This is a genomic window from Streptomyces phyllanthi, assembly GCF_009377205.1.
In the GTDB taxonomy this organism is placed as follows: domain Bacteria; phylum Actinomycetota; class Actinomycetes; order Streptomycetales; family Streptomycetaceae; genus Streptomyces; species Streptomyces phyllanthi.
In genome coordinates this window covers 1-2,872 of sequence record NZ_VJZE01000733.1, presented here as the reverse complement: position 1 = coordinate 2,872, position 2,872 = coordinate 1, and the positions used below count along the sequence as shown (strand labels likewise).

The window sequence follows — 2,872 nt, the reverse complement described above, 5'->3', positions numbered from 1 at the left end:
CACCCGAGCCGCCGGGCACCCCACCCGCCTCCAGCCGCATGCCCTGGGCCGCCCACGGTTCCGCGACTCCCTGGCCACCGGCGACTCCGTGGCCATCCGCGACTTCCCCGGCTTCCGTCCGGCGGCCCGGCCGGGAGGCAAGGTACGCCCGCGCGCCCCACCCGAGCACCGCCTCGGCCAGCAGGGAGGCCAGCCGGCCGCCGGAGTGGTCCACCTGGTCGGCGGTGTGACGGCAGTGGGCGCAGTGCGCCAGGTGCTGCCGCAGATCCGGGTCGAGTCCCACGTCACCGCGTCGGAGCGACACGTCCAGCAGGCGGCTGAAGCGACGGCACTCCTCGTCCGGGGCGGTCTCGCGGTGCGCCCGTATGCAGGCGTCGCGCAGCAGCGCCCGCGCGTGCGTCACCTTCACGGCGGCGTCCTCCGGGGCGACGCCGAGGAGCCCGGCCGGTACGGCGAGGTCCTCGGCCTCGGCCTCCACGTGCCACAGGACGCAGCGGGCGCGCTCGGGGAGCCGACGGAAGGCCTGGGACATGAGCCTCCTGTCGTCAGCGGGCAGAAGCCGTGCCGCGGCCCGGTCAGCGACCCCCGGATCGGAGCGCAGCCCCGGGTGGAGCATGACCCGTCGCCCGCCCGTGTCCCATTCCCCCGCGATACGGCGCACCGTGACCAGCAGGTGCGGACGCCAGGCGGCTGTCGGACCGGATCCCCGAAGGGATTCCCCGAACACCCTCGTAAATGCCGCGGTGGCGAGTATTCCCGCGTGGTCCGGACCACTGGCGCACAGGGTCGCGTACGAGAAGACGGCCTTCCAGTGCCGGTCCAGCAGTTCCCCTGTGGGCTGGTGAGCGGGCCGTTTATTGGAGCACTTCTTCAGATCGGCCGCCAGCTCTTCGTCCATCACTCCGTACGGACGAGCGAAATTCGGGGAATTCAAGTGGGTCGCGTCCTTCACGTCCGTTGCCTCCACGGGGCACGCAGGCCACCGCACCCCCAGAACCATGGCGATTCCGCCTGTTCACCGACAGGCGTCACCTTCGCACAGCGCTTGGTCCGCAACAAGAGTTCCGACATCTCGGAAAGGCATCACCTCTCCCGCAATCAAAACGAGGAGAATTCAAGGAGATTCGATGGCGGTGAAGTCGAGTTACCTGGAGTAAGTATCGATTTGCCACAGGGAATGCACGACCACGGAAAGCGGAATGAGCGATTCAGCAGGAGGGGAAACTCACCCGCGACTTCGGAGGCGCTCCGGCCGTCCATGCGGGAGGCTGGACGTCATGCACTCCAAAGACCTTCTCACCGACGCATTCGGACGTATCAAGGAAGACGTCCACGCCACCGTCGAGGGCCTCTCCCCCGACGACCTCAACACCCCGCCCCGGGAGGGCGCCAATTCCGTCTCCTGGCTGGTCTGGCACCTGACCCGCATCCAGGACGACCATGTGGCGGACGCGGCCGGCCAGGAGCAGGTGTGGCTGTCGGAGGGCTGGGCGGACCGCTTCGCCCTCGGACTGCCCGCCCGGGACACGGGATACGGCCACACACCCAGGAAGGTCGCCCAGGTCCGGGTGGACTCGGGCGACCTGCTCCTGGGCTACTACGACGCGGTGCACGAGCGGACGCTGGTCTTCGTGGACGGCATCGGCGACAAGGATCTCGACCGGATCGTGGACGAGAGCTGGACCCCGCCCGTCACCCTCGGCGTACGGCTGGTCAGCGTCCTGGCCGACGACCTCCAGCACGCCGGCCAGGCCGCCTACGTGCGGGGGCTGCTTCAGCGCGCGGAGTCGTAACCCGGCAGCACCACGTCACGGATGAGGGCGTTGCGCTCGTCGAACGGGATGAACGCGCTCTTCAGGGCGTTGACCGTGACCGTGCGCAGGTCGTCCACGGTCCAGCCGGCCTCCTCGACCAGCAGGGACATCTCGCGGGTCATCGTCGTACCCGACACCAGGCGGTTGTCCGTGTTGAGGGTGACTCGGAAGCCCAGGTCCTTCAGGGCGGTGATGGGGTGCTCGGCGATCGAGGTGGCCGCGCCGGTCTGGAGGTTGGAGGTGGGGCACATCTCCAGGGCGATACGGCGGTCGCGCACCCAGCCCGCGAGACGGCCGAGCTTGCCGTCGACGATGTCGTCGGCGATGCGGACACCGTGGCCGATGCGCTGGGCGCCGCAGACCTGGAGGGCCTGGTGGATGCTGGGCAGTCCGTGGGCCTCACCGGCGTGGATGGTGAACGGGACGCTCTCGCTCCGCAGGTACTCGAAGGCCGCCAGGTGGTCGGCGGGCGGGAAGCCGTCCTCGGCGCCGGCGATGTCGAAGCCGACGACACCCGCGTCCCGGAACGTCACGGCCAGGTCGGCGATCTCCCGACTGCGGTCGAACATGCGCATCCCGCAGAGCAGGGTGCCGACGCGCACCGGGGTGCCCGCGGCGGCCGCCCCGGCCATACCGGCGGCCAGCCCCTCCTGCACGGTCCCGACGACCTCGGACAGGGTCAGCCCGCCTCCCAGCATCAGCTCGGGGGCGTAGCGGACCTCGCCGTACACGACCCCGTCCTCGGCCAGGTCGAGCACGTACTCCTCCGCCGTGCGCAGCAGGCCCTCACGGGTCTGCATCACGGCGAGCGTGTGCTCGAAGGTGGCTATGTAGCGGACGAGGTCACCGGAGTTCGCGGCCTCGTAGTACCAGGCGGCGAGCGCCTCCGGGTCGGTCGTGGGGAGAGTGTGGCCGACCGCGTCCGCGAGCTCCACCAGGGTGGCGGGGCGCAGACCGCCGTCGAGGTGGTCGTGCAGGACGGCCTTGGGAAGGCGGCGGATGGCGGCGGTGTCGATACGGTGCGCGGTCATGCGTGGTGTGTCTTTCTCGGGTGGGCT

At 70.2% G+C, this 2,872-nt stretch carries 3 protein-coding genes; 1 reads left to right on the top strand and 2 read right to left on the bottom strand.

Annotation, left to right across the window (positions count from 1 at the left end):
• Positions 1-898 (bottom strand): RNA polymerase sigma factor (locus FNH04_RS48395; protein WP_407704185.1); only part of this gene is annotated, 898 nt, incomplete at its 3' end.
• A gap of 379 nt (positions 899-1,277) precedes the next feature.
• Here FNH04_RS48395 and FNH04_RS44110 point away from each other — a divergent pair.
• On the top strand, positions 1,278-1,793 hold the full coding sequence (locus FNH04_RS44110) for a mycothiol transferase (protein WP_152791856.1): 516 nt from the start codon (positions 1,278-1,280) through the stop codon (positions 1,791-1,793).
• Here the strand turns inward: FNH04_RS44110 and FNH04_RS44105 are convergent.
• Positions 1,775-2,845 (bottom strand): adenosine deaminase, encoded by a 1,071-nt coding sequence (locus FNH04_RS44105; protein WP_152791855.1) that lies wholly within the window; start codon positions 2,843-2,845, stop codon positions 1,775-1,777. The genes FNH04_RS44110 and FNH04_RS44105 overlap by 19 nt on opposite strands.
• Positions 2,846-2,872: the final 27 nt, after the last annotated feature.